The sequence below is a fragment of the Donghicola eburneus genome (genome assembly GCF_900115865.1).
GTDB lineage: Bacteria > Pseudomonadota > Alphaproteobacteria > Rhodobacterales > Rhodobacteraceae > Donghicola > Donghicola eburneus.
Map to the genome: position 1 here is coordinate 67,585 of NZ_FOXY01000007.1, position 14,379 is coordinate 81,963.

The 14,379-nt window shown below is 60.9% G+C and carries 12 protein-coding genes; 9 read left to right on the forward strand and 3 right to left on the reverse strand.

Going from position 1 to position 14,379, the window contains the following annotated elements:
• Positions 1-9 precede the first annotated feature (9 nt).
• Genes BM225_RS13230 through BM225_RS13245 form a run of 4 tightly spaced genes read left to right on the forward strand, consistent with a single transcriptional unit; the run spans position 10 to position 6,679 of the window.
• Positions 10-1,017 (forward strand): AAA family ATPase, encoded by a 1,008-nt coding sequence (locus tag BM225_RS13230; protein WP_072704863.1) that lies wholly within the window; start codon positions 10-12, stop codon positions 1,015-1,017.
• Positions 1,014-1,883, forward strand: coding sequence for a DUF58 domain-containing protein (locus BM225_RS13235; protein WP_072704866.1), 870 nt, complete (start codon positions 1,014-1,016; stop codon positions 1,881-1,883). Before BM225_RS13230 ends, BM225_RS13235 begins: the two co-directional genes overlap by 4 nt.
• Entirely contained in the window at positions 1,884-4,631 is a 2,748-nt protein-coding gene (locus tag BM225_RS13240; protein ID WP_072704869.1) for a DUF4159 domain-containing protein, read from the forward strand. It begins immediately after the preceding gene.
• A complete protein-coding gene (locus BM225_RS13245; protein ID WP_072704872.1) occupies positions 4,628-6,679 on the forward strand; it encodes a hypothetical protein in 2,052 nt (683 codons plus the stop codon). The genes BM225_RS13240 and BM225_RS13245 overlap by 4 nt, the downstream gene beginning before the upstream one ends.
• Before the next feature lie 7 nt (positions 6,680-6,686).
• On the opposite strand, the gene BM225_RS13250 is transcribed toward BM225_RS13245, so the two are convergent.
• Positions 6,687-7,055: a hypothetical protein gene (locus BM225_RS13250; protein ID WP_072704875.1), complete on the reverse strand. Its 369-nt coding sequence runs from the start codon at positions 7,053-7,055 to the stop codon at positions 6,687-6,689.
• Positions 7,056-7,091: 36 nt separating this feature from the next.
• Positions 7,092-7,811: a DUF599 domain-containing protein gene (locus BM225_RS13255; protein ID WP_072704878.1), complete on the reverse strand. Its 720-nt coding sequence runs from the start codon at positions 7,809-7,811 to the stop codon at positions 7,092-7,094.
• A 93-nt stretch (positions 7,812-7,904) separates the two neighbouring features.
• On the opposite strand from BM225_RS13255, the gene BM225_RS13260 reads away from it, so the two are divergent.
• From BM225_RS13260 to BM225_RS13280, 5 genes are all read left to right on the forward strand, one after another.
• A complete protein-coding gene (locus tag BM225_RS13260; RefSeq protein WP_072704881.1) occupies positions 7,905-9,353 on the forward strand; it encodes an FAD-linked oxidase C-terminal domain-containing protein in 1,449 nt (482 codons plus the stop codon).
• An 84-nt stretch (positions 9,354-9,437) separates the two neighbouring features.
• Positions 9,438-10,550, forward strand: coding sequence for an FAD-binding protein (locus tag BM225_RS13265; RefSeq protein WP_072704884.1), 1,113 nt, complete (start codon positions 9,438-9,440; stop codon positions 10,548-10,550).
• Complete coding sequence (glcF, locus tag BM225_RS13270; protein ID WP_072704887.1) at positions 10,550-11,866, forward strand: glycolate oxidase subunit GlcF; 1,317 nt, start codon at positions 10,550-10,552, stop codon at positions 11,864-11,866. Before BM225_RS13265 ends, glcF begins: the two co-directional genes overlap by 1 nt.
• A gap of 102 nt (positions 11,867-11,968) precedes the next feature.
• Entirely contained in the window at positions 11,969-12,748 is a 780-nt protein-coding gene (locus tag BM225_RS13275) for a trypsin-like serine peptidase (RefSeq protein ID WP_083595603.1), read from the forward strand.
• Positions 12,749-12,877: 129 nt separating this feature from the next.
• The gene (locus BM225_RS13280) at positions 12,878-13,342 is read left to right on the forward strand and encodes an Hsp20 family protein (RefSeq protein WP_072704890.1); all 465 of its coding nucleotides are present in this window, start codon (positions 12,878-12,880) and stop codon (positions 13,340-13,342) included.
• Positions 13,343-13,399: 57 nt separating this feature from the next.
• Here the strand turns inward: BM225_RS13280 and BM225_RS13285 are convergent, their stop codons facing one another.
• Positions 13,400-14,368, reverse strand: coding sequence for an NAD(P)-dependent alcohol dehydrogenase (locus tag BM225_RS13285; protein ID WP_072704892.1), 969 nt, complete (start codon positions 14,366-14,368; stop codon positions 13,400-13,402).
• Positions 14,369-14,379 lie beyond the last annotated feature (11 nt).

Here is a 14,379-nt window from a genome sequence, read left to right on the forward strand (position 1 = left end):
AGCCACACCATGACCGAAACCGCCGATCTGGTGTCCGAAATCGAAACCTTCGAGGAAAAACTGGCTCTGGCCAGCGAGTCTATCACCAAACGGTTCATTGGTCAGACACGCGTTGTTGACCTGACCCTGACCTCGCTGCTTTGTGGCGGTCACGGTTTGCTGATTGGTTTGCCCGGTTTGGGCAAGACGCGACTGGTCGAAACCTTGTCCACGGTGATGGGTCTGAACGGGAAACGCGTGCAATTTACGCCCGACCTGATGCCTGCCGATATTCTGGGCTCCGAGGTGCTGGAAGCAGACCCCGACGGGCGTCGCGCATTTCGTTTTCTCGAAGGGCCAATTTTTTGTCAGCTGTTGATGGCGGACGAGATCAACCGTGCCAGCCCACGCACTCAGTCTGCACTGCTGCAAGCGATGCAAGAGCGTGAAGTGTCGATCGGCGGGGAAACCCGTCCCTTGCCCGCGCCGTTCCACGTTTTGGCAACCCAGAACCCAATCGACCAAGAGGGCACATACCCGCTGCCCGAAGCGCAGCTGGACCGTTTCCTTGTGCAGATCAATGTGCAGTACCCGGACCGCGACACCGAGAAGGCCATCTTGCTCGCTACCACCGGTGCCAGCGAAGAGGCATCGCGTCAGGTCTTTACCGCTGAAGAATTGATTGGTGCGCAGCAGCTTCTGCGCCGGATGCCTGTGGGTGACAGCGTCGTCGAGATGATCCTTGATCTGGTCCGTGCCTTCCGCCCCGAGGATCCAACTGCGCTATCCGAGGTCGTTCAGGACGTGTCTTGGGGCCCAGGTCCCCGTGCTGCACAGGCCCTGATGCTGGCGGTTCGCGCCGAGGCGATGCTGAATGGGCGCTTGGCCCCCAGCGCCGAAGATGTCGCCAGCATGGCCGACCCCGTTCTACGTCACCGGATGCAACTGACTTTCGCCGCCCGTGCCCGTGGCCAGCGGATCGAAGACGTCATTGCCAAAGGGGTGGCCCAGATCACCGGACACGAGGCCGCCGCGTGACCCAAGCCTCCCACTTGCGCAGCCGCGCAGAGGCCTTGGCCGCTGCGTATCCCCCTCTGCTTGCCAGCGCTGAACGCTTGGCCGCAAACGTGCAGCTTGGGGATCATGGGCGGAAACGGTCTGGCGCGGGCGAGGCATTCTGGCAGTATCGGCAATTACAAACCGGCGACGATGCACGCTTGATCGATTGGCGGCGGTCCGCACGTGGGGACGAACAGTATATCAAGCAGCGCGAATGGCAGATTGCGCAGAGTGCTTTGCTTTGGGTGGATCAGGCCAGTTCTATGAATTTCGCAAGCAGCGAAGGGCAACCGACCAAAGCCGAACGCGCCCGTGTGATCGGCATGGCGGCGGCTGTGCTGCTGGTGCGGGGCGGAGAACGCGTTGCCTTGGGTGCAGTTTTGCCGCCGCGCCGTGGGACGGGGCAGCTGGAACGGATCGCTGTGGCTCTGACCGAAGACAGGCCAGACGATTACGGTGTGCCAGACCTATCACCCATGGTGCCGAACAGCCGTGCCCTGATTGTATCGGATTTTCTAGGGGATCTAGAGCCCCTGAAACGCGTCCTGACCCGCGCTGCCGGTCGCGGCATTCGCGGGGCCTTGTTGCAGGTGCTAGACCCTGCCGAAGAAGAGTTCCCCTTCCGCGGTCGCACCATTTTCGAGAGCATCACTGGTGGCGTCCGTCATGAAACCCTGCGCGCCGACACGCTGCGCGAGCGGTATCTGGCGCGCTTGGCCGAGCGGAAAGCGGAACTGGCTGACCTTGCCCTGAGCACCGGATGGATGCTGGGACACCATCACACCTCTGAAAATGCGCAATCGGCGCTGCTCTGGGTGTATCAGGCCGTACAAGGAGCGCGCTAAATGACCGTTTTCGGAGCCCTTGGATTTTCGGCGCCTTGGTTGCTGGTGGGGCTAATTGCTCTGCCTGTTCTCTGGTTTTTGCTGCGCGCGGTGCCGCCCGCACCCATTCGCCGTAAATTCCCTGCGGTTTCCCTTTTGCTCGGACTTCAAGATGACGAACATCAGAGCGACAAGACGCCTTGGTGGCTGCTTCTGTTGCGGATGCTTGCGGTTGCTGCGGTGATCATCGGTTTGGCGGGCCCCGTCCTGAATCCTGATGCGCGGCAGAGCGGGCGCGGGCCGATTCTGGTTGTGCTAGATGCAAGTTGGGCCAGCGCGACCGATTGGCGAGCACGGGTGGCACGGCTGGAGCCGATGCTGGCCGAAGCGGGCCGCAATGGCCGCCCCGTCGCCATTTTGCCGTTAACAGCGCCTGCACCCGTGACCTTCGCTGATGCCGACGCTGTGATCGAGGGCTTGCCCGGTCTGGCCCCAGCGCCTTGGGAACCGCGATTTGACGTGACGCTGCCGGAGGGTGATTTCGACACATGGTGGCTTAGCGATGGTCTAGATTACGATGGACGAGCGGAATTGGTCGCGGCGCTATCCGAGCGCGGTAACCTGACTGTCTTTGATACCGCGACCACGCCCACTGTCCTGATGCCGCCCGTCGCAGATGGCGCGGAACTGACTTTGTCCGCGATGCGCTTGACCGCGGGCCCCGCTCAAGAGTTCACCATTTCCGCGCTTGGTCCTGATCCGTCCGGTGTCGAGCGCATTCTTGGAACTGGGGCGATCACCTTTGAAGCAGGCGAGGCAGAGGCCAGTACGACCATTGAGCTGCCTTCGGAGATTCGGGCCCGCGTGACCCGCTTTTCGCTAGACGGTGTGCGCAGTTCAGGCGCTGTGACCCTGACGGACGATCGACTGCAACGCCGCGAAGTGGCCTTGATCGATGGTGGCCGCGACCGCGAGGCTTTGGATCTGTTGTCTCCGCTGCACTATCTGCGTCAAGCGCTGGAGCCAACGGCTGACCTGCTGGATGGTGGGCTCGAGGATATTCTTCTGGCGAACCCTGATACGATCATACTTGCTGATGTTGCGCGTCTGGCGCCGCAAGAAGAGGCGGAGTTGCTGGAGTGGATTGATGGGGGCGGACAACTCGTGCGTTTTGCCGGTCCGCGCCTCGCGGCCAGCGACGTGTCCCGCGATAGCGAAGACCCGTTGCTACCTGTGCGGCTGCGTGTCGGTGGTCGCAGCGTGGGTGGGGCGATGAGTTGGGGCGACCCCAAGACACTGGCGCCGTTTCCCGAGGACAGCCCTTTTGCCGGACTTCCGTTGCCAGATGATGTGGATGTGACCTCTCAGGTGGTCGCGCAGCCTGATCCCACTCTGACGGATCGCGTCATTGCCAGTCTGAGCGACGGCACTCCTCTGGTCACGCGCAAGGCGCACGGGGCAGGGCAGATCGTTTTGTTCCACGTGACCGCTAACGCGGAATGGAGCACGTTGCCCCTGTCCGGTCTGTTTGTGCAGATGCTCGAGCGGTTGTCGATCTCGTCCCACACCAGCCGCCCCGAGGCCGCGCAATTGGCGGGCACCACGTGGCAACCGATGCAGGTGCTGGATGGGTTCGGCCGCTTGACCAGCGGCGACGCGCTGCCCGGTGTGGCAGGAGAGGACCTGTTTGACCGACCGCTGGGCCCCGATCTTCGCCCCGGTCTGTATGAATCCGAGGACCGCCGTTTGTCCCGCAACTTGATCGAAGAGGACAGCGTTTTGACACCTGCCGTCTGGCCCGCCTCTGTGTCCGTTCAGCCCTTGGTTGCGCCCGATGCACAGCCGTTGGGTGGTGTATTTCTGACACTTGCCGCGCTGCTCTTGGCGGCTGATCTGATCGCGTCCTTGATTGTTGGTGGTCGTTTGCGCGGGGGGGCAATTGCAGCCATTGCTGCCTGTGCTTTGGCTTTTCAGCCGGACGTCTCTCGCGCCCAAGAGGACTTGCTACCCGTGGCGGAAGAGGAAATCTTGGCAGCAGGCGAGGTGACTTTTGCCAATGTTCTGACCGGAAATCAGAGCTTGGATACGTTGTCTCTGGCGGCAATGCGCGGACTCGCGCGAACGCTTTTTGAGCGCACGTCGGTGGAACCGAGCGACCCGCGTTCTGTTGATTTGGAAGAGGATGAGCTGTCCTTTTATCCGCTGCTCTACTGGCCGATCACACCGGATCAAACCCGCCCGTCTGATGCGGCGTATGCGCGACTGAACGAATATCTTCGGGGCGGCGGAATGATCCTGTTCGACACCCGTGATGCGGACACCGCCCGCCTTGGGGCGAACTCGCCCGAGGGCGCCAAACTCCGCGAACTGGCTGCGCCGCTGGACATTCCCCCGCTAGAGCGCATCCCACAGGACCATGTTCTAACTCGCGCGTTTTACCTGCTTCAGGATTTTCCAGGCCGTTACAATAGTCGTGACGTCTGGGTCGAAGCCGCCCCCGAAGACGCCATCCAGATTGAGGGCATGCCGTTTCGGGATCTGAACGATGGGGTCACGCCCGTGATCGTCGGCGGCAATGACTGGGCCAGCGCATGGGCGATTGACGATTCAGGCTACGCGATGCGTACGGTCGGTCGCGGGTATACCGGCGAACGCCAGCGCGAAATGGCGCTACGCTTTGGTGTGAACCTTGTGATGCACGTGCTCACGGGCAACTACAAATCGGATCAGGTGCACGTGCCTGCACTGCTGGATAGGTTGGGCCAATGAGTTACGAAATTGCTTTTGCGCCCTTGGTGCCGCTGTGGATCGTCTATGGGGTTGCTGCGCTGGCAATCGCGATTACAGCTTTGGCTTTTTTCCGGCGTTTGTCGGGGTGGGCGTTGCGGGGCCTTGCTGTTGCAGTGATCGCGTTGGCGCTCGCTGGACCTGCGTTGCAAGAAGAGGCCAGTGCCCCCCTCAGTGATATCGTTCTGCTGGTTGAAGATCGCAGCGCGAGCCAACGTCTTTCGGACCGCGCCGTCCAGACTGCCGAAGCGGCCGAAGCTTTGGCCCAACGCCTAGCAGAGCGTCCCAACACCGAGGTGCGCCGGATCACCGTTGGCGATGGTGCGGACAACGCGGGTACACAGTTGATGACCGCCCTGACCGAGGCGATTGCCGAAGAGCCCAAGGCCCGCATCGCTGGCGCGATCTTGCTGTCGGACGGCCGCCTGCATGATCTGCCCGCCGCGCCCGATCTGCCTGCGCCCCTGCAACTCTTGCTGTCGGGCGAAGAGACGGATTGGGATCGCAGGCTGATCGTCAGTAACGCCCCCGCCTTTGCCATACTTGACGAAGAGATCACGCTGACTCTACGGGTCGAAGATCAAGGCGCTGTGCCCACAGGTCTGGGTCCGGCTGAGCTGTCGGTGTCGGTCGATGGCGCACCGGCGCGGACGGTCCGCGTCCCGGTCGAGCAGGATATGGAACTGCCGCTGACGCTGCCCCACGGGGGGCGCAACGTGATTGAGTTTAAGGTCACGGCTGTGGAGGGCGAGCTAACGGATCGCAACAACAGCGCTTTGGTTCAGATGAATGGCGTGCGCGACCGTTTGTCGGTTCTTCTGGTCTCTGGTGTGCCCCACGCGGGCGAGCGGACGTGGCGAAACTTGCTGAAATCCGACAGCTCGGTCGATCTAGTGCATTTCACCATTCTGCGCCCGCCGGAAAAACAAGACGGCGTGCCCGTTACCGAATTGTCCCTGATCGCGTTTCCAACGCGAGAGCTGTTTCTGGACAAGATTGACGACTTCGACCTGATTATTTTCGACCGTTACAAGCGGCGGGGCATCCTGCCCGCGCTCTACTTGGATAACGTGCGGAACTATATCGAAAATGGCGGGGCTGTGCTGGTCTCGGCTGGACCGGACTATGCGAACGTCGACAGCCTGTATCGCTCGCCCTTGGGCGAAGTGTTGCCCGGCGAACCAACCGCCCGTGTCGTCGAAGAAGCCTATTTGCCCCGCGTGACCGAGCAGGGCCAGCGCCATCCCGTAACCGAAGGCCTTGCACCAATCGAAGGGGATCCGAACTGGGGCCGTTGGCTGCGTCAGATCGAGGTGGACCCCAAGGAGTCAGACGTCGTCATGACTGGCATTGACGATCTGCCTCTTTTGTTACTGAACCGCGTGGGGGAGGGGCGCGTCGCGCTTCTGGCGTCGGATCAGGCGTGGCTCTGGGGGCGCGGTTTCGAAGGCGGCGGCCCACAGCTCGAACTACTGCGCCGCTTGGCGCACTGGATGATGGGCGAGCCCGAGTTGGAAGAGGAATCGCTGACCGCCGAAGCTGTGGGACAGCAAATCCGGATCATCCGTCGCTCGTTGGATGGGGACGTTGGGGCTGTAACGATCACTGCGCCTGACGGAACCGAGTCCGAAGTAACTTTGGAAGAGGTCTCGCCAGGTCGCTACGAAGCGCTGTTTGCGGGCAATGACATGGGCCTGTACCGTCTGGCCGAGGGGGACCACGAGATTGTCATTGGCTTGGGGCCCGCAGCGCCGCGCGAGTTTGAACAGACTATCGCCAGCGGCGACGATCTTGGGCCTCTGCTGGCGTCGACTGGTGGCGGTGTCTGGAACATGACCGACGGCGTGCCCGCAATCCGTGATGTGCGGCCCGGCCGCCCCGCGATCGGGCGAGGATGGATCGGCCTGACCCCACGCGATGCGACCGAGGCAAGGGACATCAGCCGTGTTCCGCTGTTGCCCGCATGGGCCGTGCTGCTTGTGGTATCGATGCTCATTATCGGAGCGTGGCTCAGAGAGGGGCGCAGCTGACGCACCCTTACTTTTTGAGTTTGACCATGTAGCGAGTCTTGCTGAGCCCGTCGCGCTTGCAGTGTAGGCGGATGTAGACCTTGTGAACGCCGTCTGGCACGGTCAAACTCGTCAGCGACCGCGTAAAAGGCTGTTCGTTGACATGGGGATGCAGCAGTTTGCGGCGCGCAATTTCATCGCCTGCGTGCGTCTCGACGATCCAGTAATTGATGTAGTGGTCCCAACCTGAGTCGGGGTGGCGTACGGTGACTTCAACACGCCAGCCCATGCCCTTGCGGGTAGTCTTGGTTGCTTCTACGACGCCCTCATCTGCGTGGGCAGGCGTGCCTAGAAGAAGGCCGATAAGGCAGGGGTAAAGCAATGAACTGATCCGCATGAGCGTTACCGTACCATGCGCTTTGACCAAGTGGTGTCACAAGCCCGTGGGCGGGGGCATTCCGTCGCTCGTGTCCATCAGGACTTGGCGCGACTTCGAGGCAAACTCGCGCCGCCATAGCACACTGACTGTAAAAATCGTCGCCGCGAACAGAGCCCAAGGGCCGAGCAACCACGCGCTGGCGCCAAGTGCAAAGTAGACCGACCGTAGGCCGCGATTGAACGCGCGCGCGGCGCTGATGTTTAAAGACGCTGACTTGTCCGCGCGAACATAAGCTGCGGGGTCATTCGGGTCGTTGGGCACGGCGGCCATTAGAACGGCGCAATAGCCAAAGAGCCGGTTGGACCACACGAACTTCAGGAACGCGTTGGTCAAGAAGACCATGATGAACAGGATTTTGATTTCCCACACCACCGCAGGCGAGGTGTCGAGCGTCAGGTCTTCTGCCACGCCTTGCAACTGCTCGGAGTTGCCAATCGCCGCGAACCCACCGCCAAGGGCAATCATACTGGCGGACGCAAAGAAACTGGTCGCCTGTCGCAAACCGCTCAGGACCGTTGCGTCAAAGATACGCGGCTGGCGTGTCACCATGTGCTTCAGCCATTCGCGCCGGTACTGGGCCATAAGTACCGAAACACTCGGGTTTTTCCCGGGGTTCTCGATGCGCAGGCCGATGAGCAGCCAGGCGATCACCATCAAGGTGACAGCACAGAAATCTGCGATTTCAAACAGAGTGATACGGTCAAGCCAGGTCATGCCTGCACTCTAGTTTGGACGCTTGGTTCTTGCCAGATGGAAAAATTGGTTATATTTTTTGACCAGACACGCCATGTCGAGAAGGAGCCCGCGATGGAAATGCCAGCACCAAACCCCACCATTCTGGCAAAGAAAGCCGAATTGGTCAGGCGACTGTCCGAGGTTTTGCCAGAAGATGCGGTCATCCACGAAGAGACCGAGACCCGCGCCTATGAATGCGACGCGCTGACGGCGTACCGCTGTCCGCCCTTGGCGGCGGTTTTGCCCGCCTCGACGCAAGAGGTCTCTGACGTGCTGCGGATTTGTCATGATCTGGGGGTGCCTGTGGTGCCGCGTGGGTCGGGAACCTCGCTCGCGGGTGGGGCGCTGCCAACGGCGGATTCGGTGATCCTTGGCGTGGCGCGCATGAACGAGGTGCTGGAGACCGACTACGACAACCGCTTTATCCGTGTGCAAACCGGACGCACGAACCTGAGCGTCACAGGCGCGGTGGAGGCAGACGGTTTCTTCTACGCGCCTGACCCGTCTTCGCAGTTGGCCTGTGCGATCGCGGGGAACATCGCGATGAATTCGGGTGGGGCGCACTGCTTGAAGTACGGCGTGACCACGAACAACCTGATGGGCGTGACCATGGTGCTGATGGACGGCACCGTAACCGAGATCGGAGGTGCGCATCTGGACGCGGCGGGCTTGGACTTGCTGGGGGTGATCTGTGGGTCCGAAGGGCAGCTCGGTGTCGTGACCGAGGCGACCCTGCGCATTCTGGCAAAACCCGAAGGGGCCCTGCCAGTGCTCATGGGGTTCGACACGAACGAGGGCGCGGGCGCCTGTGTGTCGGATATCATCAAGGCTGGAGTGTTGCCCGTCGCGATCGAATTCATGGACCGCCCTTGCATCGAAGCCTGCGAGGCCTTTGCCAAGGCGGGATACCCCATGTGTGAAGCGCTGCTGATTATCGAGGTCGAGGGCAGCCCCGAGGAAATTCAGCACCAGTTGGGGCTGATCAAAGAAATCGCCGCCGCCCACAACCCCGTGGACTATCGAGAGGCAGCGGACGCAGACGAGGCCTATCGGATTTGGCTGGGGCGCAAGTCAGCATTCGGCGCGATGGGGCAGATCAACGACTACATGTGCTTGGACGGGACAATCCCCGTTTCGGCCCTGCCCGAAGTTCTGCGGCGTATTGGTGAGCTGTCGAAGCAATACGGGCTCGGTGTGGCAAACGTCTTCCATGCGGGTGACGGCAATATGCATCCGTTGATCCTGTACAATGCGAACCAGCCTGGTCAGTTGGAGCTATGCGAAGCCTTTGGCGCGGACATTTTGCGACTGTGCGTCGAAGTGGGCGGCTGTCTGACTGGCGAGCATGGGGTCGGCATCGAGAAGCGCGATCTGATGGTGGACCAGTTCGATCCGGTTGATCTGGAGGCTCAGATGGCAGTGAAGGACGTGTTTGATCCGGCGTGGCTCTTGAACCCCGCCAAGGTCTTTCCGCTGGCGTCGTCGGAGGCGCGCCGCGCTGTAAAGATCGCCGCCGAGTGAACAGAAGCTGGGTAAGGGGGCTGTCTGCCCCCTCTTGGGCCTAGGGCCCAATTCACCCCCGAGAGTATTTGGACAAAGATGAATATGCGACCTGAGACAGAGGCCGAGTTGGCCGAACTGATTGCAGGGCGGGATGCGCCCGTGTGGATTCGCGGAGGCGGGACTGCTGGGATCGTGCCGCAGGGCACGGATGTCATTGAGACTTCTGGACTGAATGGCATCTCGCTATACGAACCAGGCGCGCTGACGCTGGTGGTGAAGGCGGGCACGGCGCTCGGTGAGATTGAAGCGACACTTGCCGCCGAAGGGCAGCGGTTGGCTTTCGAGCCTGCGGATTTACGCGCTGTGCTCGGCACTGATGGGGCGCCCACGATTGGCGGTGTGGTTGCGATGAACGTGAGTGGGCCGCGCCGCATCCAAGCGGGCGCCTGCCGCGATTTTCTGCTGGGTGTGCGCTATGTGGATGGCCTTGGCACCGCAGTTAAAAATGGTGGTCGCGTGATGAAGAACGTGACCGGCTATGATCTGGTCAAACTGATGGCGGGCGCGCACGGCACATTGGGTGTAATGACTGAAGTGTCGATGAAGGTTCTGCCTTTGCCAGAAGCGCAGGGCTGCGTTCTGATTGATGGTCTGTCGCCTGATGACGCCGTTGCTGCGATGTCGGCGGCGCTGGGGTCGCCCTATGACGTGACCGGCGCGGCGCATTTGACCGAAGGAATGGACGGCACGCCAGTGACCATGGTGCGGGTCGAGGGCTTCGGCGCGCAAGTGGACTACCGGACCGGCAAGCTGAAGGAGATGCTCGGCCGGTTCGGAGATGTGCGCGTCGAAACAAATACAGACCGTGTGACCGTCGGTTGGGGCTATGTGCGCGATCTGACGGGGTTTGTCGGGGCCAAGGGCGATCTATGGCGAATCTCAGTGAAGCCGTCTGACGGGCCCGAGGTTTTAAGGGCGATCAACGCGACCAAAGCTCAGATGGATTGGGGGGGCGGCTTGATCTGGGCTGTGGTGCCCGAGGGATCGGATGTGAGATCGCAGTTGGGTGTGGCTGGTCACGCGACTTTGGTACGGGGGGTAGGGCAAGCGCGCTTTCATCCGGAAACGCCCGTCAATGCGCGATTGGCCGAAGGCTTGCGCGCGAAATTTGATCCCAAGGGGATTTTCAACCCTGGATTGATGGGAGCCAACTGATGCAGACTTTTTTCACCGACGAACAGCTTCAGGACCCAGGCACCAAGCGCGCAAACGAGGTCCTGCGGACCTGCGTACACTGTGGGTTTTGTACAGCAACCTGCCCGACCTATCAGGTGCTGGGGGACGAACTGGATAGCCCCCGTGGCCGCATCTATCTGATCAAGGATATGCTGGAAAACAACCGCGTGCCGGACGAAAAAACCGTGCGCCACGTGGACCGCTGCCTGAGTTGTCTCGCTTGCATGACCACATGTCCGTCGGGCGTGCACTACATGCATCTGGTCGACCATGCGCGTGCGTACATCGAAAAGAACTACACACGCCCGTGGCACGACCGCGCCCTGCGCTGGATGCTGGCGCAGATCCTGCCGTACCCTTCGCGATTCCGGTTCGCGCTGTGGCTGGCGAAGATGGGACGCCCATTCAAGGGGTTGGTGCCAGACCCGCGCCTGAAGGCGATGTTGGAGATGGCGCCGAAACAGGTCCCCCCCGTCAGTGCCAATGATCGTCCGCAGACCTTTGCACCAGCTGCGCCCAAGCGGATGCGTGTTGCACTTATGACCGGCTGCGCGCAGAAAGCGCTGAACACAGACATCAATGATGCAACTATACGTTTGCTCAGACGCTTCGGATGTGAGGTTGTGATCGCCGAAGGTGCAGGCTGCTGCGGCGCTCTCACGCATCACATGGGGCGTGAAAACGACAGCCACGATGCGGCAGCGGCGAATATCCGCGCATGGACGCGCGAGATTCAGCAAGGCGGTCTAGACGCAATTGTGATCAATACCAGCGGGTGTGGCACCACTGTCAAAGACTATTGGCACATGTTCAGAAACAGTGAACTTTCCGCCGACGCCGAGCAGATTTCCGCCTTGGCGATGGATGTTAGCGAACTCCTGCTCAAGCTGGATATCCCCGCTGGAGAAGACAAGGGCTTAACAGTCGCCTACCACGCCGCATGCTCTTTGCAGCATGGGCAACAAATCAAGGCTGCGCCCAAGGATCTGCTGAAAAAGGTTGGTTTCCAAATCGTTGAACCTGCAGACCCGTATCTGTGCTGCGGTAGTGCAGGGACGTACAATCTGATGCAGCCCGAAATCTCTGGTAAGCTGAAGGAAAGAAAGGTCCGGACGCTTGAAGCCAAGAATCCCGATGTCATTGCGGCGGGCAATATCGGGTGCATGATGCAGATTGGCTCCGGCACAAAGACGCCGATTGTTCACAGTGTCGAGCTTCTGGATTGGGCAACCGGCGGACCCATGCCACGTGCCATGGGTGGGGTGCGCCCCGGAGAAGTCCCGATTTTGGTTTAATCCGCCCTACTTTTGCCTCATCCTGAGATTATTGCGAGGCATGAGTGTAAGTGGAGGTTCGGTTTGCGCTTCATACTGGCAGCAATCGCACTGTGTTTGGGAATGTCCGCTGCGTCGGCAGAGGAATCTGAACTCAGACGTCTAGACACGGGCGTCGACAGCCGTGGCTGGGAGGGGGTCGGTCGTCTGGATATTGGCGGCAAGGGCTTCTGTACCGGTGCCTTGGTTGCGCCCGATCTCGTGCTCACTGCTGCGCATTGCTTGTTCGACAAGGAAACCGGCCAACGGGTCGAGTTGGACCAGATCGAATTTCTGGCAGGCTGGCGCAATGGACGCGCCTTGGCCTACCGTGGGATCCGCCGTGCCGTGACCCATCCGTCCTATCGCTATGACCGCTCCGAAGGGGCAGAGCGTGTGCGTCTGGATCTGGCTTTGCTGGAGTTGGTACAGCCGATCCGCAACACGCAGGTGACGCCGTTCCCAACCGGCCCTCTGCCCCACCGCGGCGCAGAAGTCGGAGTGGTGTCCTATGCCTATGACCGCGCCGAGGCGCCGTCGCTGCAAGAGATCTGCAATGTCCTGTCTGTGCAGGATGGTGTGATCGTCCTGTCATGCCAAGTCGACTTTGGGTCCTCTGGCGCGCCGATTTTCCAGATCACTCCCTATGGCGCTAAAATCGTGTCTGTAGTGGCGGCCAAGGCCGAGGTAAACGGCGAACCCGTTGCGCTGGGATCGGACCTGTCGCTGGCCTACCGCGAGTTGCGGGCAGAGCTAGAGATGGACAACGTCCGCAACACTATGGGGGCCAAGGGGCCGCGCCATGTGATTGTCGGACAGAACTCGCACACCAATGGGACAGGCGCGAAATTCATTCGCCCCTGACCCTCTTGAAAGCCTGATCAGGCCTCCCCAAATTGTGTTTTGTGAATGCCCATGATGGGGTTCACGCCCACCCCTGCCTGTCCATGACGGAAGGCACAGCAACACAGTTATCGCTTTACGGAGGATGACATGCGTAACTTTGATCTGGCCCCCCTATATCGGGCCACTGTCGGTTTTGACCAAATTGCGGACCTGATGGACCGGGTTCTGGCGAATGACGCCCCGCAGCCGACCTACCCCCCATATAACATCGAAAAAACTGCCGACGATGCCTACCGCATCTCGATCGCTGTTGCCGGTTTTGGCGCAGAGGATCTGAGCGTCGAGGTCAAGGAAAAGGCGCTGGTCGTCTCGGCTCGCAAGAGCGACGAAGAGACCCCGCGCACCTACCTGCATCGCGGTATCGCAACCCGTGCGTTCGAGCGCCGCTTCCATCTGGCGGATCATGTCCGCGTCGTTGGCGCGACCCACACCGACGGGATGCTGCACATCGACCTGAAGCGGGAAATCCCCGAGGCGCTGAAACCGCGCCGCATCGAGATCGCATCGACCAAGCCCGCTGGCCAGTCGATCGAAGGTCACGCCAACGCGTGACCGCTCCTTCAGGGTGAATGACAGAGGGCTCGGCGCACTGCCGGGCCCTTTTGCTGTTTAGCCCAGTGACAACACTACAGTCCCGCGCGCGTGGCGCGTCTGGACGCGGCTATGGGCCTCGAACACGTCGATCAGGTCGTAGACCCTGTCTACCACGGGCTTGAGCGTTCCCTCGGACATCATCGTGGTGAGCTCCTGCAAGTTCTCTGGTTTGTCACCGTTAACGTGCAGCTTCATCCGCTTGCCGCCTGTTTTCGATTGCATGGCCAGTTGCCACACCTCCCTGATGCCAAAATTCAAGGGGATATACAGCCCCGTTGGCTTCAGAACCTTGCGCGCCTTGGGGAACGAACTGGCGCCCACACAGTCGAAAACCACGTCGTAGGTGTCTTTGCCAGTCAGGGGATCTGTGTCGTGGTAGTTCACCACCGCGTCTGCCCCCAAAGTCTGGGCCAACTCTTCGCTGGTGCCGCCGCACACGGCCGTGACATGGGCGCCCTTGGCCTTGGCGATCTGGATTGCATATGCCCCCACGCCGCCTGTGGCCCCGATGATCAGGATGCGCTGCCCCTGCTTCAGGTCTGCCACATCGCGCAGGAATTCCAATGCGCAGAGCCCCCCAAACGGGACGGCTGCCGCGTCCGAGTATTCCAGCGATTCCGGCATCTCGGCGACGGCGCGGTCTTCGGCAATGGTCAGGTACTCGGCGTGGGCCCCGCCGCCCGACGATCCATAGACCCGCTGGCCAACTTTGAATTTGGTCACGCCTGCGCCGACTTCGGTGACTTCGCCGGCAAAGGTCATCCCGAGGATAGGCTTGCGAGGACGGAATAGACCGAACATCAATCTTCCGATGATCCACAGCCCACCGGGGAAATCCGACGCGCGCAGACGCCAATCGGCAGTGGTCACAGCGCTGGCATGGACGCGGATCTGAAGCTCTTTGGCCTTGGGTTTGGGGGTCGGACGCAGCTCTAGCCGCAATACATCCGGCGCCCCGTACGATTTGTACGAAACTGATTTCATCTGAGAATGTC

Bases quoted from the DNA above. Each gene is read 5' to 3' on its own strand.
- glcF (WP_072704887.1), top strand. From the start codon at position 10,550: ATGCAGACTTTTTTCACCGACGAACAGCTTCAGGACCCAGGCACCAAG.
- BM225_RS13250 (WP_072704875.1), bottom strand. From the start codon at position 7,055: ATGCGGATCAGTTCATTGCTTTACCCCTGCCTTATCGGCCTTCTTCTA.
- BM225_RS13275 (WP_083595603.1), top strand. From the start codon at position 11,969: ATGTCCGCTGCGTCGGCAGAGGAATCTGAACTCAGACGTCTAGACACG.
- BM225_RS13285 (WP_072704892.1), bottom strand. From the start codon at position 14,368: ATGAAATCAGTTTCGTACAAATCGTACGGGGCGCCGGATGTATTGCGG.
- BM225_RS13260 (WP_072704881.1), top strand. From the start codon at position 7,905: ATGGAAATGCCAGCACCAAACCCCACCATTCTGGCAAAGAAAGCCGAA.
- BM225_RS13245 (WP_072704872.1), top strand. From the start codon at position 4,628: ATGAGTTACGAAATTGCTTTTGCGCCCTTGGTGCCGCTGTGGATCGTC.
- BM225_RS13265 (WP_072704884.1), top strand. From the start codon at position 9,438: ATGCGACCTGAGACAGAGGCCGAGTTGGCCGAACTGATTGCAGGGCGG.
- BM225_RS13280 (WP_072704890.1), top strand. From the start codon at position 12,878: ATGCGTAACTTTGATCTGGCCCCCCTATATCGGGCCACTGTCGGTTTT.
- BM225_RS13240 (WP_072704869.1), top strand. From the start codon at position 1,884: ATGACCGTTTTCGGAGCCCTTGGATTTTCGGCGCCTTGGTTGCTGGTG.
- BM225_RS13255 (WP_072704878.1), bottom strand. From the start codon at position 7,811: ATGACCTGGCTTGACCGTATCACTCTGTTTGAAATCGCAGATTTCTGT.
- BM225_RS13230 (WP_072704863.1), top strand. From the start codon at position 10: ATGACCGAAACCGCCGATCTGGTGTCCGAAATCGAAACCTTCGAGGAA.